This is a genomic window from uncultured Clostridium sp., from assembly GCF_963515715.1.
Taxonomy (GTDB): domain Bacteria; phylum Bacillota; class Clostridia; order Clostridiales; family Clostridiaceae; genus Clostridium_AW.
Genome location: NZ_CAUPZS010000008.1, coordinates 76,927 through 100,699, shown reverse-complemented (window position 1 = coordinate 100,699; position 23,773 = coordinate 76,927). Strand labels below are relative to the sequence as shown.

Sequence of the window (23,773 nt, the reverse complement as noted above, 5' to 3'; positions counted from 1 at the left end):
TCGATAATACAGAGATAAATGTGTTGTCGAGGATTTGTTTGTTATTTAAGAATTTTTTATAATGAACTGTAGATAAGCAACATAGACTTTATTAGAATTAGCATTATAGGATACGTAGTTTAGATTAATATAAAATTCATAAAGACATATAATGGGACTGTCTCAAAGTAAAAAGTGATTTTTAGAATGAGATAGTCCCATTATTTTTTGAAACGATATATAAGTGTAAATAATAAAGTAAATTGAATAAGAAGTGACCTACTTTTAATTGAAACTTTAGAAAACATATAAAGAAGATCATGTTTAATTTTATTGACCTAATATGAAAATATTGGTATGATATTACCAATGGTAATTACCATTGGTAATGAAAGGGGAGACTAAATTGAAAAATGATAAAAAACATATAAGTAAGGAAATTATTTTAGAAACTACATTAAGCTTGATTGATAAAAATGAAGGAATAAAGGATGTAACTTTAAGAGATATTGCTAAAAAAATTGGGTGTGCACACACAAATTTATATAACTATTTTAGTAGTCTGGATGAAATATTTTGGGAAGCACTTGGTGAGGTACTTCTTATAATGATGGATTATTCAAGTAATGGTTTGAGTGATGAAAAAGATGATGAAGAAAGGTTCTTCTTAGTTTTATCCAATTTAATTGATTTTTCTATGCAACATCCGGGATGGTATAGATTTATATGGTTTGAGTCTATAGGTGGAAACCCTTCTACTGAAGTTACTAAAATATTAAATAAACCAGGAGAGGGATTTTCAGAACTTATAAAAATGGTCAATAACAACATTTCCAATGAAAAAGCAAATTCTATTGGAAATATATTGCATAGTTATTTACATGGTGAATTATGTAAATGGATTAATAATCGAAATTTTATAAGCACAGGGGAGGAAACTAAAACAATAATTTTATCAAACCTAAAATACCTATATAAACTACTAATTCAATAATATAAAATGTTAGATTTTAAAAAATTAAATAAAGAAAATGATCCTAATGAATTTTAAAAATTTAAAGGAGATGTATATAAGTGGTAGGAAGGTTAATTTCAAAAATTTGTCCGATCTTTATGGTTCCTGAAAATAATCCAGTTAATGAAGAAAAGTACTTAGGTGATAAAAAGAATAATCCTTCAATTTATGAGATAGGAAAGAATAAATATATTTATCCACTAATTAAATTTAAAGATGAACAAGTGATAATTGAGAAGCTTTGCTTAATTGATTTTGAGGGAGACACTACTTATAAAGCTATAGAATTACAGCAAGTGAAACAAGAAAATTTAATATATTACATTGTACTTATGGGAAGGCAAGATGGTGAATCAGATATTTACTATACAAAGGGACTAAAAATCGATGGAGATAAATATAAGTCATTGCTAAATCAAGTAACTTTATATGAAGTTGATTCTATGAAGGTACAGTTTGATGTAACTGAAAAGGGGATAGATGCACATCTATCTTTAAGGGATATGGAAAATAGAATTATAGAGTTTAAAATAAAAGAGAATAAGAATAAAGTAGATAGTTTTGGTCTTATAGCACCTGTAGGTAGTATGAGTGATAGTCCAGATAAGTTTCCTATCATATATCTAAAAAAATTTAATATGGTGGATCAAAAACACACTGAGATATTTGTAAAAATAGATGGAAAAGCTCTAAAGCCTATTAAACTTTTTCCATTGTGTAATTTTAAAAGAGTTTATTTGGCTAGGTATTCTTATTTTAATAATATCAAAGAATTGAATAATGATTATACAGGTATCATAGAACCAATAGAAATTACTACAGATGTAGATGAAATAAAAATAGATGATTGTATTTATTCAATTAATATAAACAATACACATCCTGAAATAAAGTGTGTAAAAAAAATTGACAGCAATAGTGAAATGAAAATAACTTTTTCCCCACCTATACCAGATATTATTTCATTAAAGGATAATACAGAAATACGAGGACATTTTTCATTATCTGTTGATGAGGTTAAAGGAATTATGGGGGGGATTTATTTAGTAAAGAAAAGTAATGATTCAATTAAACTTCAAATTAGCCCTCAAAAGAGTTGGCAACCAATGCCTGGGAAGCTATGGGTGAAAACTTACTTATGGAATTGTGATATAAAAATTGTAGATGATATATTACAAGTAAAATCAAATTGGAGCCGTATCAAGTGATTCTTAGCTTCAGATGGAGTTTGCTTAAAAGGAATACTTATTCCAGCTGAAGCTTAGAAGAACTTATCCAGGGACGTAGCATCCGTTATGCACAGCATAAGAACTCTAAATCGCTGAAGCTCAAGAGTTCTAATATCTCCCACTTGTAGAAAAGCAGAGAACTAAAATCTTTGATTTTATGTGAATCGCTTTCGCAGAGTGCGATGAGAGTATTACGGATGCTAGTCATCGGATAAAATAGTTTAAAGTTCACGCATCGCCTTCACCATGCATATGAACAATCGCCTGTAAGTGACTTAAATAGCTGCTTGCAGGCGATTATGTTTTTGACAGGTTTAAGTAGTTACATAAAGAATGCGGATTTAATAAAATCAACTAAGAATTTTAGGATTATTTAGACTAAGATTGAGCTTTACTTTTGTTATTGATTATCATGGTGAAAAGCTAATTAAATTAACCTTCGTTAGGACTGCTCGATTTCTAGTTCCAGGACTATTAAGCATATGCCATGCAGTGTATTGTTCGGCATAAGGGTTATTAGCAGACATGCAGTCAACGGGAACAATAACATTGTAACCGCGGAAAGCAGCACTAGTAGCTGTGTGAAGGACTGCACCATTAGCGGCATAACCAGTAATTATAACAGTTTTAATACCTTTTTCATTTAATATTTCTTCTAAATTGGTTTTATAGAACTTATCTACGTTTGATTTTACAATAGGGTCACCTGGTAAAGGAGCTAGCTGTTTGAAAATATCTTGAGGATTTCCCATGGGTATAAGGCTATACACAACTAGCATGTCATTTTTTCGGGCTTTCATCAATAAATTATGAATATTAGGGATAGAGGCCATGCAGCGAGGGCTTTTACATATAGAGGTCTCCATATCTAATATTAATAGTGCACTGGTTTTTGGATCAACTGCTACTGATTTCAATTCAGGTGCAGGAGGGACAGGGACGGTATTCCATTCATCGATGATTGTTTGATCTGTTACTTCAGCCCTTATGTTCCTAGGAGACCAGTATTCACTATCGTTAATATCACCATCTTCAGGGTATTTAACTAATTCACCATAAATAGGACAAAAATATATCACATTAATCCTCCTAATATGTTTTTATATTATTACATATTATGTAATGAATAGGCAAAAGTGACAAGGATACATTCATAATAGTTAATTATGATAAATATATTATAAAATAAGGAGAGTTACTTTTTAAATTGGCAACAAAATGGAATACCAATTAAATCATGTATTATATTGGCGGTGGAGGCCGTTGGACATGAATTAATTACTATTGAGGGCTTGAAGGAGGAACCCATTGAAAAAGCTTTTATAGAAAAAAATGGGCTTTCAGTGTGGGCATTGTACTCCCGGTTTCATAATGAACTGCTATGGACTTATAAAAAACAACCCTCATGCAGATGATGAAACTATTGAGAAATGGCTACAATCCAATATTTGTAGATGTACTGGATATGAAGAGATCAGAGAAGCTGTGAAATCAGTATTGGCTTTGAATAAAGAATGAGTCTTGTTTTAATTAAATATTTTAACATATAATATTTGAATTGGAGGAACGAAATGTTTAAGAGACTAAAATTAATCTATAACTCCGATGAGTTTCTAGGAGACATAAGTACTATTGTATTTTTTGGCTCTCTGTGGGGTATAGTTGAGGCCACACTGGGATATTTGTTGCACAAAATAAACTTTAGTTTTGGATGGTGTATATGGTTTCCACTTGCTTTTTATTTTATGGATAAGATTTATAGAAAAACAAGAAAGGCACAGTATATGTTGTATGGAGCGTTCATTGCTTCAGCAATAAAATTAACTAATCTATTTATTGAGGTAAGAGTGGATAAGGTAATCAACCCGTCGATTTCTATAGTTTTAGAGGCAGTAGCACTATTGGCCGTCTACAAAATTTTGGAGAAAAAAAATAAGAAAGTAGGCTTAATAGGAATCGGAGTAGTAAATATATCGTGGAGAGGCTTATATGCTATCTATTTGCTATTAATGCCAAGGTCCTTTTTGATAATTTCACCCTTACGAGGGCTAGATCGATTACTAAGATTTATGTTATTAGAGTGCATAGCAACTACCCTTATAATTACATCATATATTGTGGTTAGGGAGAGGTTATCAAAGAATCTTACTGAAGAAAAGAAAAAAGGATTTAGTACAAACCCAATTATATCATTTTCAATGTTTGTATTCGCTATTTTTCTGGAGCGATTTATATGATAAATATTGTTACGGGAAAGGTCAATTCAGGAAAGACAAGCAAACTTATTGATATTTTTAATACATTGGGAAAAGGAGATGGATTTTTTAATAGAAAGATATATATTGATGGTTGTTATATTGGACAAGAAATTGTAGTAATGTCAACCGGAGAAAGCAGGGCGTGGTCCCATAGAGTAATTCCGCCGGGGAAATGGCAGCAGGACTTTTGTTACGAAACATATAGCTTTTCAAAGGATGGACTTGAATTTGCTGAAAATATAATAACTCCTCTTCTTAGTTCAGCGATAGAGCCTATTTATATTGATGAAATTGGCCCTTTAGAGCTTCAAGAAAAGGGATTTCATAAATTGTTTATGAGTTCTGTGGTATCAAAGAAAGAGCTCTATGTGGTGATTAGAGAAAGCTGCATCAAAGATGTTATTGAGAAATATAACATAGAGAATTATAAAATGATATATTCAAATTCTGAAAAATAATACAGTACTATAAAAATATACTCTTAGTTAAGTAAGAGGACTATAATATTAAAATAAAATTTAAAAATAATATTGATAACTCTAATCTTAAAAGGTTAGAGTTATTCTTTTTTATGGTTTAATATAGAATAATAAATAATTAGCATATGTAAAAACTAGTAATAGTAAATAAAAACAAATAGGCAATTTAATTGACAATATAGAGTTACTTCACCATAATATTATTATAATTAACTTTAGTAGGAGGGTTTATTAATGAGTGATATGGTAAAGGCACATGATTGCAATGTAATTCATCCAGATATACTTAATAAGGTTAAAGATAATATGCCAAATGAATCTGCAATGCGCAATTTAACTGAGTTTTTTAAAATAATGGGTGATGGTACTAGAATTCAGATATTATGTGCTTTAGTACAGAATGAAATGTGTGTTTGTGATTTAGCAGTATTAACAAATGTTACAAAGTCAGCAATATCACATCAGTTAAGATCCCTAAAGGAAGCTCATTTAGTGAAGTCAAGAAGAAGTGGAAAGAATGTATTTTATTCTCTTGATGATGAACATGTAAAAGATATTTTAGAAAAGGCATTAGAGCATATTATAGAACAATAGAAAATAATTAAGAAAATACAAAGATATATAAGACTGTTACAGAACAAATATCTTGTTTAAGTGTTGATTTTAAAGGAAAACTTAAATCAGCATATAGACAAGATATAACTGTAGCAGTTTTTTATTTAATAAATTATAAAATTATGCTTGACAGTTGAGTGGTTGTTCAACTATAATAAAAATATAAGTTGAGCCCTCATTCAACTGTTAGTGAGAGAATTATTAATAAAGCAATAAAATTTAGGAGGAATTAATTATGAAAAAGAAATTTAGATTAGAAGGATTAGATTGTGCAAATTGTGGAGCAAAGATAGAGAATGCAATTAAGAAATTGCCGGTAGTGAATGATGCAACAGTGGATTTCATGACAACAAAATTAATATTAGAAGCAGATGATGACAAAATGGAAGAAGCTATTAATGCATCTAAGGAAGTAATTAAAAAAATGGAACCAGATATTATTGTAAAGAAAATCTAAAGAGGAGGAAAATGCTATGAACAATAAAAAGCGTATTACTCGGATAGTTTTAGGAGGAGCATTATTCCTTATAGCATTATTTGCAAAATCAGAAGTTCAATTAGCATTGTATTTAATCAGCTACATTATTGTTGGTGGAGATGTTGTATTAAAAGCAATTAAGAATATTTTTAGAGGACAAGTCTTCGATGAAAATTTTTTAATGGGTATTGCAACATTAGGAGCCTTCCTTATTGGAGAATATCCAGAAGGTGTAGCGGTAATGTTATTCTATCAAGTTGGTGAAGTATTCCAAAGTTATGCTGTTGATCAATCAAGAAAATCAATTGTTAGCTTAATGGACATTAGACCTGACTATGCAAATGTAAAGTGTGGTAGCGAGTTAGTAAAGATTGATCCAGATGAAGTAAAGGTAAATGATATAATTGTAATTAAAGCAGGGGAAAGAATCCCTTTAGACGGAGTTGTTATAGATGGAAACTCTATGATTGATACATCAGCATTAACTGGTGAATCAGTTCCAAGGGAACTATCAGTAGATTCAGATGTATTAAGTGGATGTATTAATATTAATGGAGTCTTAACTGTTCGCGTTACAAAAGAATATGAAGAATCTACTGTAAGTAAGATATTAGATTTAGTAGAGAATGCAAGTAGTAAAAAGTCAAATTCAGAAAACTTTATAACAAAATTTGCAAGATACTATACACCAGCGGTTGTTATTGTGGCAGCTATATTAGCAGTCTTACCACCTCTTTTAATAGAAGGAGCTACATTTAGTGAGTGGGTTTATAGAGCATTAACATTCCTTGTTATATCATGCCCTTGTGCACTGGTTATATCTGTACCATTAAGTTTCTTTGGAGGAATAGGAGCTGCTTCTAAAAGTGGTGTTTTAGTAAAGGGAAGTAACTATTTAGAAGCATTAGCTGAAACAGAAATGGTTGTGTTTGATAAAACTGGAACATTAACAAAAGGTGTATTTACAGTACAAGAGATAAATGCAAAAGGTATTTCTAAAGATGAGTTACTTGAACTAACTGCCTATGCGGAAAATTATTCAAACCATCCAATTTCAATGTCTTTAAAGCAAGCTTACAATAAGAAAATTGATGAATCTGAAATAACAGATGTTGAAGAAATTTCTGGACATGGAGTTCGAGCGGTTGTAAAAGGTAAGACAGTACATGCAGGTAATATAAAATTAATGAAGAAGATAAATGTTCCTTATTATAAGAGAGAAATAGTAGGAACAGTAGTACACGTGGCAATCGATGATAAATATGCAGGGTATATTGTAATTGCAGATGAAGTGAAACCAGATGCAGCAAGAGCAATTCGTGAGTTAAAAGCAGCCAACATAAAGCAAACTGTTATGCTAACAGGTGATTCTAATAGTGTTGGTATGAAAGTGGCTGAAGAACTGGGACTTGATAAAGCATATACAGAATTACTTCCCGCAGGAAAAGTTGAGAAAGTAGAAGAGTTATTGAGACAAAAATCAGCAAAAGGAAAGCTAGCTTTTGTTGGAGATGGAATTAATGATGCACCAGTTTTAGCTAGAGCAGATATCGGTATTGCAATGGGTGGCCTTGGATCGGATGCAGCAATAGAAGCAGCTGATATAGTTATTATGACTGATGAGCCATCGAAAATAGCAACAGCAATGAAAATATCAAAGCGTACATTAAGAATTGTAAAGCAAAATATTGTATTTGCATTAGGGGTAAAAGCTATAGTTCTTATTATGGGAGCAGCAGGTATTGCAACAATGTGGGAAGCAGTATTTGCAGATGTAGGAGTGTCTGTTATTGCGATTTTAAATGCAATGAGAGTACTCAATATAAAAAAGATTAAATAGTATTATATGCTATAAAGAAATGGGGGGAGTGTCATATAGCCCCTCATTTTCGTTATAATCAATGCAAAAAGTTCCATGATTTTATTTACTTTAAAAGGTTAAAAATATGTTTTCTATGTTTAAAGGCTTTGTACTGGAACATACTTTAAAATAATTATGATTCAGGAAGCAAAAGTTTATTAATTTCATCGTCAAAATCTATATTGTTTATATCCTTGAGCCATTTTTCTGAAATTATAACATAACTACAGTCATTAGATTTACTTTCTAAATAAGTATAAATTATTTGAGACTCATCCAGTTCTTCCCTTCCAACTTCTATCGAATTATTTAGGGATTTATTACTAAAGTAAAATAAAATATTAGTTTTAAAGATATATTTCAATTTTCCCAAATCAAAATCTTTAAGTATATATCTTTCACTAAAAAGAATTTTATTTCCTTTAATCAGAAAAAATTTGACCATATCATCATTTAAATACTCGAGTAAAGCAATATTTTTATTCTCTTCTGTATATTCAACAACTTTAACCTTATCAATTATATACTTTATTGAAGTTAAATAATCTCTATACTTAATAGCCTTTTCAAAATCAAATTTCCCTGATGAAGAATTCATATTAAATTCTATTTCCTCAATGATACTTTTATCAGTACCATTAAACAGGTTTACTATTTTATTAAATATATCAAAATACTTTTCCTTTGAAGTTTTATCCAAACACATACCAATACACAAGCCTAAAGAATAGTTTAAACAATAGGAGTCTTTTTGTGAATTATTAGTACATAGTATTTTACAGCATTCTTTTATCCCTTGAGTGGCTCTTTCTACTGTATTTTTATTTGTATATGGTCCAAAATAAACACCATCATTGCCTTTGCTATATTCACTGGAAAGTTCAATATAAGGGTGCTTTTCATTAAATTTTATTCTTATATAACAATAAGATTTAGGGCTTTTCATTAGTCTGTTATATAAAGGTTTAATTTCCTTTATCAATTTACATTCTAGCATAAAGGCTTCAAATTCTGTATCGGTAGTTATATAGTCAAAGTCTTTTAGATTTTTAACTAATTTCACAACTTTAGGAGTATGTGACTTTGAGTTTTGAAAATATGAAGAAACCCTGTTTTTTAGATTCTTTGATTTTCCCACATAAATCACACTGTTAAGGGAATCTTTCATAAGATATACCCCTGGGCAAGAGGGGAGCCTTTTAGCTTTTTCTTTTAAGTCCAAATTATCTCCTCCTAGAAATATAATATTTAAATTTTATCACCATTAGCTCCTTACCTCAATTGGTACATATATGAAAGGATATTTTAGCTATATATTTGATTTATAATACTGCTTAGGTGATAGTTGAAATTCCTTTTTAAAGGCTCGTACAAAACTAGAGTAATCTCCAAAGCCGCAAAGGTCGCAAACCTCTCCTAGAGACATACCATTTATTATAAGATCTGAAGCTTTTAAAAGCCTCTTTTTTTGTATGTAGTTATATAAGGTGTAGCCGGTCTCTTTTTTAAATAAATGCATCAAATAATACTTATTTAGATAAACTTTTTCTGCAAGAATATCTATAGATAAATCCTTGTGTAGGTTTGAGTTTATAAAACTTAAAATAGTTTCTATTACAGGGTTACATTTGATATCATTAATGTTTTTACTAATATCAATTCCAAGAAATAATCTATTTATTTTTATCATGAATTGAAGAAATAAAGTATTTCTTAATATGGTGCTTCCAAAATCAGTATCTTTCATTGATTCTTCAAGATCAGTTAGATTTTTCTTTAATAGATTTATATCTTTGCTGCTCAGTCTAATAAGATTAAGCTTTCTTTCAGATGCTAACTGAAAACAACTTAGAAGATCGGAATTGTCCCTATTATGCTTTTCTAAAAATAATGGATTTAGCCACAATATCATTCTTTCATAAGGCATAGTGGAGCTTATTATTGGTAGATGAAGATCATTTTTGCCAACCAATAATACATCCCAAGGCTTTAGTTTATAAGATTTCCCTTCAATCATGTAGGTCACTTCTCCTGATATGAAAATAATTATCTTATTAAAATCATGGTAATGAAATTCAATCTCATTCTTTTTCTGATCTTTTAGATTAAAAAAGAGAAAATCTTCCTTAAGATAGCCTCGCTTTGTTTTTTCTATAGAAATCTTATCATCCATACAGACACCTCAGTTATCAACTAATAATCTATTATATTATAGCACTTTATGCAATAAATTGAGCATTGAATACAATAAAAATAGCAAATGTAGCGAATATAATAGTTAATAAGAATAACTCATACATAGGGAGTTGATTATATATGAAAAAATTTTTAAAGAGCTATAAAATGTCTTTGGTACTGCTTTTATCAATAGCACTGGGAGGAGGGATAGGGGTTATTTTAGGACCAAAGGCTATAGTGCTGGAGCCTTTTGGAGAAATATTTCTAAACTTGATGTTTACTATAATAGTGCCATTAGTGTTTTTCAGTGTAGCATCAGCTATAGCTAACATGAGTGGTATGAATAGATTGGGAAAAATAATGATAAATGTTGCAACGGTTTTTGTAGCTACTGCATTAATAGCTGGTATATTAGGAATTATAGGTGCAATGATTTTTAATCCAACTACAGGTTTAGAGGGGGAATCTATTAAAGCTATTTTATCTCAAGGGGGAGGGGAAATTGGAGAGAAAGTTGAAAAGATATCACTATCAAAGCAGTTAGTAAAAATAATTACGGTAGGGGATTTTTCGGAATTATTTTCAAAAAATAATATGCTTCAAATAATTGTTTTCTCTGTGCTATTTGGAACATCAACAGCATTAGCTGGTGAAAAGGCAATAATTATAAAAAAGTTTTTAAATTCAGCCACAGTTGCAATGATGAAGATGGTAGAAATAATCATGTATTATGCGCCAATTGGATTAGGATGCTATTTTGCTTCTGTGGTAGGGCAGTTGGGGGCGCAAATATTGCAAGGATACTTAAAGGTTTTTCTTTTATATTTAGGTTTGACAGCAATATATTATTTTATATTTTTTAGTATATATGCATATATATCCGCTGGGGAATTAGGTTTTAGAGGATTTTGGAGAAATGCAATTGCACCAACAGTAACAGCTTTAGCTACTTGTTCCAGTGCTGCATCAATTCCAGTTAATCTTGAAGTTGCTAAGAAAATAGGTGTACCAAAAGATATAGCAGAAACCGCAATTCCTCTAGGGGCTAACACACATAAGGATGGCTCTGTTATTGGTGGAGTGCTAAAAATAGTATTTTTATTTGGCTTGTTTGGTAAAGAAATTAACAATATTCCAGTACTTTTATCAATACTTTCAGTAAGCTTTCTAGTAGGTGCAGTTATGGGAGCAATACCAGGTGGCGGAATGATAGGAGAGATGCTAATAATAAGTGTTTATGGATTTCCACCTGAAGCACTTCCCATAATCGCTGTTATTAGTACAATTATAGATGCACCAGCTACTGTATTAAACTCAACAGGAAATATTGTTTCTTCAATGTTAGTTTCAAAGTTTGTTGATGGAAAAGAGTGGCTAAAGATTAGTTGAACTTAAAACTACTAAGTAGATGTAGTTTATTAAATTATTATTATTATGCAAAGAAAAGATATGCCTTTGATTTATAAAGGCATATCTTTATGTTCTGTATCTCTAATATTATCTAATAAATAACTTTTGGCATGTTCAAAATGACTTTTCATAAGGGAAATTGTTTTATCGAAGTCTCTATTTACAATAGATGATGCAATATTTTTATGTTCTAGAAGAACCAGTGATTGTGCAACTGCAAAATTTTGATATATAGTTGTTAATATACTAAATTGACTTCTTATATTTTTTGAAGCGTTATACAATCTTGAGTTATCAGCATATCTAAAGAAAATATCATGAAAATTATCTGAATGAAATTTAAAATCTTCTAGGTTTTCTAATTCTAATGATTTTTCTTGTAATTCAATGCAATTATTAAGTTCGCATATAATATCATCTATTTTTTCGCTTTTTAAAGCTAAATTTAATGCAGCTAAATCTAAATATAAGCAGAAGTCATAAATTTCTTCAATATCTTTCTCTTTAATATCAATTACTTTCGCCCCAATATTTGTTACGTGTTCAATTAGTCCTTCCTGGCTTAATCTATTTAAAGCTTCTCTAATTGGAGTTGAACTTGTATTGAATTTTTCTTGTAGAATCTTTAAAGTTAGCTTTTCACCACATTTAATGTTTTGATTGATAATATCTTCTCTTAAAATTGTATAAATTTGCTCTGCTAAAGTAACCTTAACTAAATTTCTCATTATTTTACCTCTTTAAATGTTAATAATATTTTATAATTGGCTTCATTTATTTTATTATAATTATCTTTATATTAAAATACAATGATAGTATTTTGCATTTTGCATTTTGCAAAATGCATATTGTCTAATACAAAACCCTGTGTTAGTATTAAATTACAGGATAAATAGTGAAAATTAGAAGAGAAAAACAAACTCAAAACCTTTATGCTTTAATAGAAGTGATAATAATTCATCCTGGTGGATGTTACGTTATGGAATGCTGTATAGAAGGTGCTATAAGGCTTCGTCATCCATTGATGAATGAAGTGCATTGGGTTGAAAAAGAGAAATTAATAAACAAACAGAATTATTAAAAGAGAGGGGTAATGGGTGTGATTCTAAAAGAAATAACACAGGCATTTGGAGTAAGTGGATATGAAAGAAAAGTAAGAGATATCATAAAAAATGATATCGTAGATTACGCAGATGACATCTTAGTTGATGCTTTAGGAAATTTAATTGTATATAAAAAAGGTTCGGGAACAAATAAAAAGAAGATAATGCTGGCAGCTCATATGGATGAAATAGGTATTCAAGTAACTAAAATTGAAGACAATGGAATGATTAAGGTAAAATCCTTAGGCTTTCTTTGGATTCCAACAACATATATGAGTAGAGTTAAATTCAGAAACGGAACGATAGGTATTGTTTCAAGCACAGTAAAAGTAGAGGATTTAAAGAATGATTTTACTAAGCTATATGTAGATATTGGAGTTAAATCAAAAGAAGAGGCTTTAAAATATGTAAAGGTGGGAGATGCAGCTTCCTATATTGGAGAATATGCGGAACTTAAAGATAATAATATTACTGCAAAAGCATTAGATAATAGAATAGGTTGCTATATTCTCATTGAGGCATTAAAGAAGATAGATACTCCTTATAATGATACTTACTTTGTATTTACAGTACAAGAAGAGGTTGGATGTAGAGGAGCTATAGTGGCAGCAGAAAGAATAAAACCAGATTTAGGAATAGCTGTTGATATTACACCAGCTCATGACTATCCTTGTGATTTAGAAGGAAGTAATAAGGTTGGGGAAGGGGCAGCAATAAAGGTATCAGATACCTCAGTAATATGTGATGAATATCTTGTAGATGAAATGGTAAAATGCTGTGAGGAATGTAATATAAAATATCAGATGGATGTGATTTATGTTGGAGGTACTGATGCAAGCTCTATTAATAGATCTAATTTTGGAGTAAAAGCAGCAGGAATATCTGTTGTGACAAGGTATCCACATGGACCAAATGCAATAGTTAATATGAAGGATGTTGAGGCTTCTATTGAGTTGCTAACTAAATATATAGACAGGGATTTTAACTTTAAATATTAGTAAATAAAAGATACGATGAAAAACTATTTTTCATATAGCAATAAATTATATAAAGTTTTGTTTTTTATGAAAAAGATACTAATGGTAAGTTAGTATCTTTTTTGATTTACAATAATGATGAAATACAAATAATGAACCTTTTGTCATTTTAAGTTAAGGTTATAGTAATTAATACCGATATTTATAGTAGACATTTGAATTAAACTTAATTTTAACTCAGAAGAGGTGCAAAAATGAAAAAGACTTGGAGTTTTAGCTTTGAAAAAATACATATGGTTAACTATATAACTATAGTTGGAATATGTTTACTTATGATTCTAACTAGTATGGCAACGGTTAACTTTAAAGTAAATATGCATGAGTTATTACCATTTATAATAGTGATTATAGTTTCAACAGTAGTATATTTTTTGCCAATAAAAGATATGGCAAAGGCAACAACCTTTAGTTCAGTTATAATACTTTCAAATTTCGGATATTTTTTATTAGGAGATTTTAATCAAGGAACTATTGCTTCTGATATATTAGTTTTTGTTGCAGGAATTATATGTGCAACATTATATTTTAGAAAAAAATTATTGGTTATAAATGCAGTGCTTTTAGATGCATGTGTTGCAATTTTATTTTTTGTTAATCCTAAGAGCATTTTAAGTGAAAATTTTTCATATTTAAACATGCTAAATCTTTTTGTAATATTAAATGGCGTTATAATTTTAATTTATTGCCTTACTAGCTGGGGCAACGCACTAATTGAGTCAGCAAATAGTAAATCTTTAGAGAGTAAAGAGCTAGTTGATAAATTAGACTCACTTTTGTTAAATATTAAGCAAAATACTAATAACTTAGATAGTAATATAGAGATTTTTTCTGAAGATCTTACACTTGTTAATGCTACTAGTGATGATATAAATAACACTATGTGCCAAATAAATATTGGAGTTCAAGAAATAGTAGAGAGTATTTTAGGTATAAATTCAAGAATAAATAAATCTAATTCTTCATTAGAGGAAGTCAGCAATATATCTAATGAAATATCTACAATATCAAATGAAATGAAGGAAAATGTTATTGATGAAGCTGAAAAAATTAACTCTATGAATAGCACTATGAAAACCATAAGAGGAGCTGTAAAAGTATCTTTAGACACAGTAAATACACTAAAAAATAGCATTGATAAGATAAATGGTGAGATTAATAGTATTTATAAAATTTCAGCTCAAACTAACTTATTATCATTAAATGCAAGTATTGAAGCTGCTAGAGCAGGTGAACATGGCAAGGGATTTTCAGTAGTTGCAGAAGAAGTTAAAAAATTAGCTGAGCAAACTACTGAAATAGTAAAAAACATTTATCAAATCATTACTGAAATTAATCTTATTACTGATGATGCAGTTATTAAGGTATCCGACGGTAATGTGGTGGCGGAAGAAGGAACTAAAGTTATTGATGATGTTTATACTTCTTTTAACAAAATTGAAAAATACTTTGAAAGAATGAATGAATCTCTATGTGAAGAATATAGACTCATTCAAAGTGTAGTAGAGAACTTTGCTCCTATAAAAATAGAGCTTGAAGGAATAGGAAGTGTTACTGAAGAACATTCAGCATCTACAGAAGAGATCGAGGGAAAAATTAAGGAGCAAGGTGGAAAGATTAATTCAATGGCTTTATCCATAGAGGAAATTAAAAAGTTAAGTAAAAATCTAAGGAAGCTTTCCTCTAATAGATAAGATTAAGTAAGTTTATCAAGTGATTCTTAGCTTCAGATGAAGTTTGCTTAAAAGGAATACTTACTCCAGCTGAAGCTTAGAAGAACTTATCCAGGGACGTAGCATCCGTTATGCACAGCATAAGAACTCTAAATCGCTTTCACAGAGTGCGATGGGAGTATTACGGATGGTAGTCATCGGATAAAAAATGGCGAGCCTTATGTAACAAATTACATAAGGCTTTTCCTTTTTACAGAAAATCCAAATACAAGCATGAAAATACATACTTTTATAAATATGTGACTTATTTATAGAAGTGTATTCCAAATATGACATAATTATTATATAATTGAATTATACAAAATTACATAAAAAATGGAGGGGTTCATTATGAAAAAAATTTGTAAATTAATGGGCACAGTTTTTCTAGGAATGGCAGCATTAATTACTATGGTAGGACCTGCATCTTTTGGTAGCATAGGTAATGAAGAAATGCCTGAATCCATGACTAAAAATCGTTAAACTTACAATTTACAAAGGATAAATTTCAAAAATACAAAAGATAAATTTCAAAAATACAAAAGATAAAATTTTAAAAATACAAAAGATAAAATTTTAAGAGTGTAAAAGATAAATTTTAAAATACAAAAGATAAACTGTTTTTCTTTATTTATTTTTATCTAAATACATAGAAGGGACAGATTTTAGTGCTATTAAAAATATGCGATATGCTGACCACAATTTGTCAATCATTTTTATTTGTATTGACATGTAATAATATAGTATCTAAAGATAATAGAATTTCAAAATTTAAGCTTGGCATTTTGATGGTAATTGTTTTTATGATATCTATGATATTTACTCATAGTGGTATTACTAGTCCATATGCAAATTTGCTAATGGTAATTGGTACTCTGTTGTTTATTATATTATTTTATAGAAAATCTATTTTAGATGCTTTTCTAGGATTTGGATTGTCTTATTCAATAGTTATATTGTCATCATATTTTATAATTACGTTTTATCAAAACATAGTAGTTAAATTTAACTTTGCAATTTCTAGTGAAATCCAAACGCTTATATTTATTTTTATGCCAGCTTGGTTTATATACATATTAGTATACAAATATAGAAAATATTTTTTTGATGCTATTATAGGAGTAAAAAGTCTAAGACCCTCCTTAATTTTTATTTTGCTTTTAAATTATGCTTTAATCTTAACAGATACTTTACGTATACACTGGCAAATAGAAGGTATGGGAGAACTATTCAAGCATAGTCTATACCTTATAAGTTTAATGGCTTTTATTTTTGCAATAATATATTTTGCAAAAATTAACGGAAAATTACAAGAGGTAGAAATGTTGAATTCTGCATTAAATGATAAAATTATTGAACTAAAAAAATTAAAACATGATTATGGAAGTGAAATAAGCAGTCTTTATGGTCTTTATCAACTTGGGAAAGTTGATAGAATTGGAGAATTATTAAAAAATATTGTTGAAAGATATCAATCTTTAAATACTACAATAAATGTAAGTGTCCAAGCAACTCCAATAGTTGCTTCAGTACTACACTCTGCCGTTTCGGCAAGCATCGATGTAATTGTTTTCGATAGTGCTGACTATGAAAATTTAAATATTACGGACAATGATTTGCTGAAAGTGTTATCTAATATTATTAATAATTCAAGAGATGCACTAAGAGATGTCCAGAGTCCGATAATTAAATTTAAAAGCTATAATGGTTATAATGGAGTTATTATTACTATAATCAATAATGGTCCAGAAATTCCAAAAGAAATTAGAAATAGAATTTTTGAATCAGGATTTAGTACAAAGGAGAATACAAGCGGTGATAGAGGGTATGGTCTTAATATTGTAAGTAATATTATCAGTCAATGTAACGGAAGAATTTCCGTTGAAAGTAATAAACAGTGGACGCAGTTTAAGATTGAAATACCATACAAAGAACCATCAAACTCCTAAGGTTTCGGTATTGGGGGTATTATATTTGAGAAAAGTAATTAAAATAATTGCAGAATATATCGCCAGAACAAATAAGTATACTAAAGAACAAGAAGAACAAATAGAATATGCCTTAAGGGTAAGTGTTTTTGAGATCATGAAGATTATTGGTACAATAATTGTATTTGCTTTAATGGGATACACTTTTGAGGCTATTATTGCCATGGCAACAATGGTTTTAACAAAGCCGTATATCGGAGGATATCATGAAGATACTCAGTTAAAATGTTTCATCTCTACATTAATAATTATTGGAAGCATTATTTACTTAAGTATTAATTTAAATGTTGATTTTATTTCTAAGATAATTTTAAATGGGACATCTTTTTATTGTATTTTCCATCAGGTGCCAATAATTAATCCTAATATGCCTTTAACGAGACCTGAGCTTGTTAAAAGGAATAGAACAGTGGGAATTATCATGACTACAATATTTATATTGATTTCTATAATTTTTTACAAAAATACTTTAATTTCTAATACAATATTATGGACAGTTGTTTTTCAAGCGTTATTGATGTTTAATAAAAGAAATATTAAATAATAGGTGACAGGACTTGTAAGAGTTTGTCGCCTATTTATATGTTTTTTGAAATATTATATTATAACTTAAAATAAATGTAATATTATTTACTTTAAATTAAAACTATGTAATAATAGAAAGTTGTAAAACCATATTTATGGTTAGTATTTATAAAAATATGAAAATGATAAAATAGTTAATAATTTCATATAGTGAGGAGTAAAAATGGAGATAGGATTTGATCATGAAAAATATTTAGAAGAACAATCAAAATATATTTTAGAAAGAGTCAATGATTATGATAAGCTTTATTTAGAATTTGGCGGAAAGCTTCTATTTGATCTTCATGCAAAAAGAGTTTTGCCAGGATTTGATGAGAATGCGAAAATTAAATTATTGCACAAGTTAAAAGAAAAAGTTGAGATAATTATCTGCGTATATGCAGGTGATATAGAAAGAAATAAGATAAGAGGGGATTTTGGAATCACCTATGATATGGATGTTTTAAGATTGATTGATGACTTAAGAGGTTACAATCTTGAGGTAAATAGCGTGGTAATCACTAGATATGAAGGGCAGCCAGCTACAACTGTTTTTATAAATAAGCTTGAACGTAGAGGAATAAAAGTATATAAACACAAAGCAACTAAAGGATATCCTACAGATGTAGATACAATTGTGAGTGATGAAGGATATGGCAAGAATCCATATATTGAAACCACAAAGCCTATTGTTGTGGTGACAGCGCCAGGACCAGGAAGTGGAAAGTTAGCAACTTGTCTTAGTCAGCTTTATCATGAATATAAGCAAGGTAGAGCAGCAGGGTATTCAAAATTTGAAACTTTCCCTGTATGGAATGTTCCGTTGAAACATCCTCTAAACATAGCTTATGAAGCTGCAACGGTAGATCTTAAAGATGTGAATATGATTGACCCATTTCATCTCGAAGCTTATAACAAAATGGCTGTAAATTATAATCGTGATGTTGAAATGTTTCCTGTACTTAAAAGAATTATAGAAAAAATAACAGGAGAGAAATCTGTATATGAATCTCCAACAGATATGGGCGTTAATAGAGTAGGCTTTGGTATAATTGACGACGAGGTTATTAAAGAAGCATCTAAACAAGAGATAATAAGAAGATATTTTAAAACAAGCTGCGAGTATAAAAAAGGTTATGTTGATAAAGAAACCTTCCAAAGAGTAAAACTTATTATGGAAGAACTTAATTTAAAAGAAGAGGACAGAAAAGTTGTTATACCTGCAAGGGAGCGTTCAGCTAAATTAAAGGAAATCTCTAATAAAAATGAGAATTGTAATAAAAATGACGCTTGTCCAGCTGTAGCGATAGAACTTCATGATGGCACAATACTTACTGGAAAAAGTTCAAATGTAATGGATGCAACGGCTGCTGTAGTGTTAAATGCTGTTAAACATTTTGCGAATATATATGATGAAATTCATCTTATCTCTCCAGTTATACTTGAACCAATTATAAATCTAAAATTGAAGACGCTAGGTAGTAAAAGCACAGCATTAAGCTGTGAAGAAGTGTTGATTGCATTAAGCATATGTGCAGCTACAAACCCAATGGCACAGGTAGCTATGGAAAAATTAGTAATGTTAAAGGGATGTCAAGCTCATTCAACTACGATTTTAAGTAGAAATGATGAACAGACTTTTGGAAAACTCGGTATAGATGTAACATGTGATCCTGAATACCCTTCAGCAAGTCTTTATTATAATAATTAATTATTACGTATTTAATGTTGTAAAAATAAAATAATAGCCGATTGTTATCAAAAAATGACAATCGGCTTTGTGTTTATTTTATAGATATTATAATAGTATGCAGAGTATTAGCGAATTTTATAGTTTAAAGACAAAATGTAAATTCGTTAAAGGGATAGCAAAAAAGAGGAAAAAATAGTATAATTAAACTCAAAGGATAGAATTGATATTTAAATAAGATTTTTAAAATAATTATTCAGAAAATTAAAACAAAGCTTGCGATAGAGAAATATTTTTAAGTTGAAGAAAAACAAGTGAGGATAATATATGTTAGAAACTATATTATTGGCGTTGATAATTGGGAAAATAAAAGGGTATAAGATAAAACCATTGTTTAAATCATGGACAATATATCCTATATTAGCATTTGAGTTAGCTTATTTATTTATACAAGCTAATATTTTTAAAGAAAATTATAATTTTATAAAATATGCCAATACATTGGAAACTTTTTATTTATGTTCATATTTAGGTTTGATCATTAAATACGAAGAATATATAAGTGCTATCTTAGGATCAGTATGCATTTTTATTGGCACGATGTTAAATAAAATAGCAATATCAGCAAACAATGCAAAAATGCCTGTTTTCCCGACGTTATCCTATTTAACAGGCTATGCAAAACCTGATGCTTTTATGAAAGTAGATGATATACATATTTTGGGAAGTTCCTCAACTAAATTAAAGTTTTTAACAGATGTAATTGATGTAGGATATAGTATTTTAAGTATTGGAGATATATTTATAAGGTTATTCGTTTTTATTATTATTTTTAACACTATAAGACATATGAATAGAACAGAATGTGTTAATGTTTAACTTTTCATATATATGTATCCATGGGAAATATTATGCCAATAGTATTTTATTTCTACAACGTTAATGCTATAATTATGGAAAGATATATGAATGTTTATACATTTGTTAGAGGGGAAATAAAATATGTTTACATTGTCAGTGGTTGAGTTTTTTGGAAGAGCTATTCCGGAAGGATTTTTATCTATTTTTTCAATTTATGTATTTTCAAAGAGTGCTATCAATAAACGAGATTATTTAATATCTAGTATATTGATGAGTATTATGAATTTTATGGTTAGATTACTTCCAATTCATTATGGTGTACATACTATACTTAATATTATGGTACTTATTCTTTTGAGTGTAAGTATAAATAAAATAGATATAGTTAAATCTATACAAACAGTTATAGTTACAATAATTCTTCAATTTATATGTGAAGGAATTAATGTTTTTATAATACAGTATATATTTAAAGCAGATATGAGTTATGTATTTGATGATGCTATGTTAAAAATATTATATGGAATTCCATCATTGTTAATTTGTGCAGGTATAATAGTCCTATATTATATTAGATTATTGAAAAGGAAAGAGCTGAACCATGTTTAATATAGAGAATGTATCTAATAATATTTCAGATAGAATAGCATCAGAATTAAATCTTGATAAGGACAAAAGAGAGGTAATAGCCTATGGAACTTTTGCCTTTTTGCAAATGATTTTCTCAATAGTTCTTGTAATTATATTTGGCTGGCTGTTCCATGTTGGAATTGAGGCCTTAGTAATATCGTTTGTGGCAAGTATACTTAGAAAATACTCAGGAGGGGCTCATGCAGGGTCTCCAAGTAGATGTGCTTTAATAGGAACTATTGTATGTATTGGACAAGCAGCATTGTTCAAGTTTGCCTTAGCTCACAAATTAAATTTTAATATGGTTTTGTTATTGGAGATGATGATTTTTGTGTGGTCGTACTATATGATTTACAAACTAGCTCCTGTAGATAGCCCTACAAAACCTATAAGGAAAAAAGAAAAAAAAATTAGGCTAAAGAAAAGTTCTATGATAATTTTAAGTGTTTATTTAGTTATTACAGTATTTATTCTTATGTTATATAAGGAAACAGGGAAACAAAATTTACTTATATATACACTATGTATATACGGCGGTGTAGTGTGGCAGATTTTTACTCTTACAGAAATTGGGCATTTAATATTAGGTAAAATAGATACTTTTTTAAAGTATCTATTTAAATATTAGAAATATTATAGGGAGGAATAGGTTATGAAAAGATTAAACAAAAAGGTATTAATGTTAATTGCAACATTAACAACTATTCTAGCATCTACAGTGGCTTCATCAGCATGTTATTGGATGATGTATCAACCTGAAGAACCAAACTGCCTAAGAGAAGAATAGAATAAAGATCGGTTTAACCGGTCTTTATTATTTGGTAAATTGGATTATGAGGTAATGGAGTATGAATAACATAGAAGATAATAAACGCAACCAAATAAATGATATAGTGTCAGCAGTAAAACTATCTTCATTATTGTTTGCAGGAATAGGAATATTTAAATGTTTTTCTAATGAGAGCAGTAAGATAGTGCAGAATATGATCCCTATGTATATGATTATTAGCGCTATTTTAGTTTTAGCTTTAATATATTTCATATGGGCATTTTCAACAATTAAGAAATTTAATTTAAAATATATTAAACGTATACAGTTAATCGAAAACTCTATTTTTATTATAATATTTTCTATTATAATACTTAGGTCAGGGGCTTACGCCAGTGAATACAAATTTTTGTTTTTATTCATAATTATAACTGCCACAATACAGTCTGGTATGAAGCAGGGGATGATAATAGCTACTATTTCTTCAGTTATTATTTTAACTATAGATATTGTATGTGCACCTAAGGCACCTATTAATCAATATTTTGAGAATGATTTAATATTAGTGGGGGTTTTCATACTTACGGCATGGCCATTAGGGTTTTATGTAAGGATAGAAAGCAGTTATATTAAAAAGCTTCAGAGTTTGGTTAATGAGGACGGATTAACAGGTGTATATAACCACAGATTTTTTCATGATGCATTAAGAGAGAAAATAATATCATGTAAAGAGGAGAATAGTCCAATTTCTATGATATTCATTGATATAGATTATTTTAAATATTATAATGACCTTTACGGACATCAGCAGGGGGATGAGGTACTTAAAACCATAGGAGCTATATTGAAAAACAATGTAGATAAAGAGGACATAGTAGCTAGATATGGTGGAGAAGAATTTGCAGTAATATTACCCAATACTACAGAAGAAGAGGCCGTTAATGTAGCGGAAAATATAAGGAGCAAAATAGAATCCACTTATTTTAAGGGAGAGGAAAATCAGCCTAATGGTAAATTAACTGTTTCAATGGGTATATCTGTTTACCCCTATAAAGCTAAAAATGATATAGAGCTTATTAAAAGCGCTGATGACGCTCTTTATAGAGCTAAATTTTTTAATAAAAACAGAGTAGAGACATATACATCTATTTTAGATGAATTAAAAAATGATATTGATGAAAAACATATAGACTTGGTCACATCAATAAAAACTTTAATAAGTGTTATTAATGCAAAGGATAAATATACATATGGTCATGTTGAGAGGGTGGTAACCTACAGCAGACTGGTGGCAGATAAGCTTGAATTAGATGAAAGAGATAAAAAAGATCTCATATATGGAGCTTATATGCATGATATTGGTAAAATTAATATTTCAAAAGAAATATTAAATAAAAAAATGCCTTTAAATGATGAGGAGTGGGAAATATTAAAGCAACATCCGCAAAATGGGGTAGAAATAATAAAGCCTGTAAAATCACTGCGAAATATCTCTCATTTGATATTACATCATCATGAAAGATACGATGGTAAAGGTTACCCTGATAACTTAAAGGGTAATGACATACCTTTTCTTGCAAGGGTGTTAACAGTAGTGGATAGTTTTGATGCCATGACTTCTAATAGACCTTACAATAAAAGAAAGACTTATGAGGAAGCTATTGAAGAATTAAGAAGATGTAGTGGTACTCAATTTGACCCAGCGATTGCGGAAGTATTTATAGAAACCATTGTGGAGAGTAAAGATAAATTTGATAGAAAATATTTTTATTAGCACAAAGAAAAATTATTTAAAAAATGCTATAAACAATATTAAATATAAGGTATAGCATGTACTAAATATGGAGATTTATCAAGGAATAGTTCTCTTTTGACCAATATCCTACTCTAAACTTTAGTAAAGCCATGTAAACTCATTTA

25 protein-coding genes are annotated in these 23,773 nt (G+C 29.3%); 21 read left to right on the top strand and 4 right to left on the bottom strand.

What is annotated here, in order from left to right; genetic code table 11:
- Positions 1–385 precede the first annotated feature (385 nt).
- Together RYO54_RS08220 and RYO54_RS08215 are read left to right on the top strand one after the other, a co-directional pair.
- Positions 386–973: a TetR/AcrR family transcriptional regulator gene (locus RYO54_RS08220; protein ID WP_315117408.1), complete on the top strand. Its 588-nt coding sequence runs from the start codon at positions 386–388 to the stop codon at positions 971–973.
- A gap of 80 nt (positions 974–1,053) precedes the next feature.
- Positions 1,054–2,202 carry a hypothetical protein gene (locus RYO54_RS08215; protein WP_315117406.1) on the top strand — a complete coding sequence of 383 codons (1,149 nt, stop codon included), beginning with the start codon at positions 1,054–1,056 and terminating at the stop codon, positions 2,200–2,202.
- 431 nt (positions 2,203–2,633) lie between these two features.
- Here RYO54_RS08215 and RYO54_RS08210 read toward each other — a convergent pair whose 3' ends face one another.
- On the bottom strand, positions 2,634–3,302 hold the full coding sequence (locus RYO54_RS08210) for a cysteine hydrolase (RefSeq protein ID WP_315117405.1): 669 nt from the start codon (positions 3,300–3,302) through the stop codon (positions 2,634–2,636).
- A 253-nt stretch (positions 3,303–3,555) separates the two neighbouring features.
- Here RYO54_RS08210 and RYO54_RS20200 point away from each other — a divergent pair, with 253 nt between their 5' ends.
- The 6 genes from RYO54_RS20200 to RYO54_RS08180 all read left to right on the top strand — a co-directional run bounded on the left by RYO54_RS20200 (position 3,556) and on the right by RYO54_RS08180 (position 7,893).
- The gene (locus RYO54_RS20200) at positions 3,556–3,741 is read left to right on the top strand and encodes a 2Fe-2S iron-sulfur cluster-binding protein (RefSeq protein WP_399549225.1); all 186 of its coding nucleotides are present in this window, start codon (positions 3,556–3,558) and stop codon (positions 3,739–3,741) included.
- A gap of 53 nt (positions 3,742–3,794) precedes the next feature.
- On the top strand, positions 3,795–4,460 hold the full coding sequence (locus RYO54_RS08200) for a hypothetical protein (protein ID WP_315117404.1): 666 nt from the start codon (positions 3,795–3,797) through the stop codon (positions 4,458–4,460).
- Positions 4,457–4,939 (top strand): nucleoside-triphosphatase, encoded by a 483-nt coding sequence (locus tag RYO54_RS08195; RefSeq protein WP_315117402.1) that lies wholly within the window; start codon positions 4,457–4,459, stop codon positions 4,937–4,939. Before RYO54_RS08200 ends, RYO54_RS08195 begins: the two co-directional genes overlap by 4 nt.
- A 255-nt stretch (positions 4,940–5,194) precedes the next feature.
- Entirely contained in the window at positions 5,195–5,554 is a 360-nt protein-coding gene (locus RYO54_RS08190; RefSeq protein WP_315117400.1) for a metalloregulator ArsR/SmtB family transcription factor, read from the top strand.
- Between the two features lie 256 nt (positions 5,555–5,810).
- Positions 5,811–6,032 carry a cation transporter gene (locus RYO54_RS08185; protein WP_315117398.1) on the top strand — a complete coding sequence of 74 codons (222 nt, stop codon included), beginning with the start codon at positions 5,811–5,813 and terminating at the stop codon, positions 6,030–6,032.
- 16 nt (positions 6,033–6,048) lie between these two features.
- Positions 6,049–7,893 carry a heavy metal translocating P-type ATPase gene (locus RYO54_RS08180; RefSeq protein ID WP_315117397.1) on the top strand — a complete coding sequence of 615 codons (1,845 nt, stop codon included), beginning with the start codon at positions 6,049–6,051 and terminating at the stop codon, positions 7,891–7,893.
- 154 nt (positions 7,894–8,047) lie between these two features.
- Here the strand turns inward: RYO54_RS08180 and RYO54_RS08175 are convergent, their stop codons facing one another.
- Positions 8,048–9,136 (bottom strand): GIY-YIG nuclease family protein, encoded by a 1,089-nt coding sequence (locus tag RYO54_RS08175; protein WP_315117396.1) that lies wholly within the window; start codon positions 9,134–9,136, stop codon positions 8,048–8,050.
- A gap of 87 nt (positions 9,137–9,223) precedes the next feature.
- On the bottom strand, positions 9,224–10,087 hold the full coding sequence (locus tag RYO54_RS08170) for an AraC family transcriptional regulator (protein WP_315117394.1): 864 nt from the start codon (positions 10,085–10,087) through the stop codon (positions 9,224–9,226).
- Positions 10,088–10,230: 143 nt separating this feature from the next.
- Between RYO54_RS08170 and RYO54_RS08165 the strand changes: the two genes are divergently transcribed.
- Positions 10,231–11,481 carry a dicarboxylate/amino acid:cation symporter gene (locus RYO54_RS08165; RefSeq protein ID WP_315117393.1) on the top strand — a complete coding sequence of 417 codons (1,251 nt, stop codon included), beginning with the start codon at positions 10,231–10,233 and terminating at the stop codon, positions 11,479–11,481.
- Positions 11,482–11,552: 71 nt separating this feature from the next.
- On the opposite strand, the gene RYO54_RS08160 is transcribed toward RYO54_RS08165, so the two are convergent.
- Positions 11,553–12,230: a GntR family transcriptional regulator gene (locus RYO54_RS08160; protein WP_315117391.1), complete on the bottom strand. Its 678-nt coding sequence runs from the start codon at positions 12,228–12,230 to the stop codon at positions 11,553–11,555.
- A gap of 167 nt (positions 12,231–12,397) precedes the next feature.
- Here RYO54_RS08160 and RYO54_RS08155 point away from each other — a divergent pair, with 167 nt between their 5' ends.
- The 12 genes from RYO54_RS08155 (at position 12,398) to RYO54_RS08100 (ending at position 23,627) form a co-directional block, all read left to right on the top strand.
- Positions 12,398–12,583 carry a hypothetical protein gene (locus RYO54_RS08155; RefSeq protein WP_315117389.1) on the top strand — a complete coding sequence of 62 codons (186 nt, stop codon included), beginning with the start codon at positions 12,398–12,400 and terminating at the stop codon, positions 12,581–12,583.
- Between the two features lie 18 nt (positions 12,584–12,601).
- A complete protein-coding gene (locus RYO54_RS08150) occupies positions 12,602–13,603 on the top strand; it encodes a M42 family metallopeptidase (RefSeq protein ID WP_399549220.1) in 1,002 nt (333 codons plus the stop codon).
- A gap of 233 nt (positions 13,604–13,836) precedes the next feature.
- Positions 13,837–15,333 carry a methyl-accepting chemotaxis protein gene (locus tag RYO54_RS08145; RefSeq protein ID WP_315117387.1) on the top strand — a complete coding sequence of 499 codons (1,497 nt, stop codon included), beginning with the start codon at positions 13,837–13,839 and terminating at the stop codon, positions 15,331–15,333.
- Between the two features lie 369 nt (positions 15,334–15,702).
- Positions 15,703–15,834: a hypothetical protein gene (locus tag RYO54_RS08140; protein WP_315117385.1), complete on the top strand. Its 132-nt coding sequence runs from the start codon at positions 15,703–15,705 to the stop codon at positions 15,832–15,834.
- Positions 15,835–16,019: 185 nt separating this feature from the next.
- Positions 16,020–17,300 (top strand): ATP-binding protein, encoded by a 1,281-nt coding sequence (locus tag RYO54_RS08135; protein WP_315117383.1) that lies wholly within the window; start codon positions 16,020–16,022, stop codon positions 17,298–17,300.
- A gap of 25 nt (positions 17,301–17,325) precedes the next feature.
- Positions 17,326–17,883 carry an accessory gene regulator B family protein gene (locus RYO54_RS08130; protein ID WP_315117381.1) on the top strand — a complete coding sequence of 186 codons (558 nt, stop codon included), beginning with the start codon at positions 17,326–17,328 and terminating at the stop codon, positions 17,881–17,883.
- A gap of 204 nt (positions 17,884–18,087) precedes the next feature.
- On the top strand, positions 18,088–19,614 hold the full coding sequence (locus RYO54_RS08125; protein ID WP_315117379.1) for a DUF1846 domain-containing protein: 1,527 nt from the start codon (positions 18,088–18,090) through the stop codon (positions 19,612–19,614).
- Between the two features lie 306 nt (positions 19,615–19,920).
- A complete protein-coding gene (locus RYO54_RS08120; protein ID WP_315117377.1) occupies positions 19,921–20,472 on the top strand; it encodes a DUF5317 family protein in 552 nt (183 codons plus the stop codon).
- A 123-nt stretch (positions 20,473–20,595) separates the two neighbouring features.
- Positions 20,596–21,063 carry a hypothetical protein gene (locus tag RYO54_RS08115; RefSeq protein ID WP_315117375.1) on the top strand — a complete coding sequence of 156 codons (468 nt, stop codon included), beginning with the start codon at positions 20,596–20,598 and terminating at the stop codon, positions 21,061–21,063.
- On the top strand, positions 21,056–21,712 hold the full coding sequence (locus RYO54_RS08110; protein ID WP_315117373.1) for an accessory gene regulator B family protein: 657 nt from the start codon (positions 21,056–21,058) through the stop codon (positions 21,710–21,712). The genes RYO54_RS08115 and RYO54_RS08110 overlap by 8 nt, the downstream gene beginning before the upstream one ends.
- A 24-nt stretch (positions 21,713–21,736) precedes the next feature.
- The gene (locus RYO54_RS08105) at positions 21,737–21,871 is read left to right on the top strand and encodes a cyclic lactone autoinducer peptide (RefSeq protein ID WP_315117371.1); all 135 of its coding nucleotides are present in this window, start codon (positions 21,737–21,739) and stop codon (positions 21,869–21,871) included.
- 61 nt (positions 21,872–21,932) lie between these two features.
- Complete coding sequence (locus tag RYO54_RS08100) at positions 21,933–23,627, top strand: diguanylate cyclase (protein WP_315117369.1); 1,695 nt, start codon at positions 21,933–21,935, stop codon at positions 23,625–23,627.
- The last annotated feature ends 146 nt before the right edge of the window (positions 23,628–23,773 follow it).

What these genes read in the sequence shown, in the direction of transcription:
- RYO54_RS08125 (WP_315117379.1), top strand. Translation starts at nt 18,088, where the DNA reads ATGGAGATAGGATTTGATCATGAAAAATATTTAGAAGAACAATCAAAA.
- RYO54_RS08105 (WP_315117371.1), top strand. Translation starts at nt 21,737, where the DNA reads ATGAAAAGATTAAACAAAAAGGTATTAATGTTAATTGCAACATTAACA.
- RYO54_RS08195 (WP_315117402.1), top strand. Translation starts at nt 4,457, where the DNA reads ATGATAAATATTGTTACGGGAAAGGTCAATTCAGGAAAGACAAGCAAA.
- RYO54_RS08115 (WP_315117375.1), top strand. Translation starts at nt 20,596, where the DNA reads ATGTTTACATTGTCAGTGGTTGAGTTTTTTGGAAGAGCTATTCCGGAA.
- RYO54_RS08165 (WP_315117393.1), top strand. Translation starts at nt 10,231, where the DNA reads ATGAAAAAATTTTTAAAGAGCTATAAAATGTCTTTGGTACTGCTTTTA.
- RYO54_RS20200 (WP_399549225.1), top strand. Translation starts at nt 3,556, where the DNA reads ATGGGCTTTCAGTGTGGGCATTGTACTCCCGGTTTCATAATGAACTGC.
- RYO54_RS08145 (WP_315117387.1), top strand. Translation starts at nt 13,837, where the DNA reads ATGAAAAAGACTTGGAGTTTTAGCTTTGAAAAAATACATATGGTTAAC.
- RYO54_RS08100 (WP_315117369.1), top strand. Translation starts at nt 21,933, where the DNA reads ATGAATAACATAGAAGATAATAAACGCAACCAAATAAATGATATAGTG.
- RYO54_RS08185 (WP_315117398.1), top strand. Translation starts at nt 5,811, where the DNA reads ATGAAAAAGAAATTTAGATTAGAAGGATTAGATTGTGCAAATTGTGGA.
- RYO54_RS08110 (WP_315117373.1), top strand. Translation starts at nt 21,056, where the DNA reads ATGTTTAATATAGAGAATGTATCTAATAATATTTCAGATAGAATAGCA.
- RYO54_RS08200 (WP_315117404.1), top strand. Translation starts at nt 3,795, where the DNA reads ATGTTTAAGAGACTAAAATTAATCTATAACTCCGATGAGTTTCTAGGA.
- RYO54_RS08160 (WP_315117391.1), bottom strand. Translation starts at nt 12,230, where the DNA reads ATGAGAAATTTAGTTAAGGTTACTTTAGCAGAGCAAATTTATACAATT.
- RYO54_RS08170 (WP_315117394.1), bottom strand. Translation starts at nt 10,087, where the DNA reads ATGGATGATAAGATTTCTATAGAAAAAACAAAGCGAGGCTATCTTAAG.
- RYO54_RS08180 (WP_315117397.1), top strand. Translation starts at nt 6,049, where the DNA reads ATGAACAATAAAAAGCGTATTACTCGGATAGTTTTAGGAGGAGCATTA.
- RYO54_RS08140 (WP_315117385.1), top strand. Translation starts at nt 15,703, where the DNA reads ATGAAAAAAATTTGTAAATTAATGGGCACAGTTTTTCTAGGAATGGCA.
- RYO54_RS08120 (WP_315117377.1), top strand. Translation starts at nt 19,921, where the DNA reads ATGTTAGAAACTATATTATTGGCGTTGATAATTGGGAAAATAAAAGGG.
- RYO54_RS08190 (WP_315117400.1), top strand. Translation starts at nt 5,195, where the DNA reads ATGAGTGATATGGTAAAGGCACATGATTGCAATGTAATTCATCCAGAT.